The organism is Oleiphilus sp. HI0080, assembly GCF_001635135.1.
The window spans coordinates 1-743 of record NZ_LWFU01000733.1 but is presented as its reverse complement, the minus strand read 5'-3'; the positions used below and the strand labels follow the sequence as shown (position 1 = coordinate 743).

Genomic DNA, 743 nt, shown 5'->3' with positions numbered 1-743 from the left:
GCAGTTCGAACAATCCGTGTCGGCGAGCCTTTATAAACTATACTTACATATAATTGTGAAAAATGCCGAGTGAGCTTGGGGCGGAGTGATGCATGTATTCTGGTGGAAAACATTGTCAGTGTGCTTCTGGCTGTCGCTCTGCTTGCCAGCGTTTGCGCAGGGGAATGACAGCAACGAAAAGACGCTTACCTTCGTAAAACAAAACTCGAAACCAAAATATTTTGAAGCAAACGCAGAAGGGCTTTGTGGTGAGATTTATACCTTGCTAGCATCGGGCTTGGCTGAAAAAGGGGTCGAGGTAGAGGTTCTACCAATGGTATACCCCATCAAACGCATACTTACGATGCTGGAAGACGGAAGGGCAAATGTATTTTGCGGGGCAGGTCGAAATGCTGAACGGGAATTGCGCTATATCTACTCATCGCGGCCTGTTTATTCTGTTTCGAACGTGGTGAGTGCTCGTGATAACAGCAAATATACGATCGATTCAATCGCGGACATCTCCAATAAAAAACTGATTGTTGCCGCCTTATTCGGGTCCTCATCGGGTCGGTGGTTACGAAGCCATGACGGTTTGCGCATTAGTGATAAATACCACTCTCCCGATGAAGCGCTGCTTGCGCTGAATAATAACGAAAAAATTGACTTGTTTTTTTACCACGACCTTGGTCTAAACTATCTTACAAAAACAACTTACACCTCTTTAAGAGTGCTTCCTGTTAAATTTAGAACGGTCTCTCAAT

Annotated in this window: 1 protein-coding gene; it reads left to right on the top strand. The window is 44.8% G+C overall.

Annotation, left to right across the window (positions count from 1 at the left end):
- Nucleotides 1-88: 88 nt before the first annotated feature.
- The coding region (locus A3751_RS15580; protein ID WP_156492524.1) for an ABC transporter substrate-binding protein at nucleotides 89-743 on the top strand (655 nt) is incomplete at its 3' end.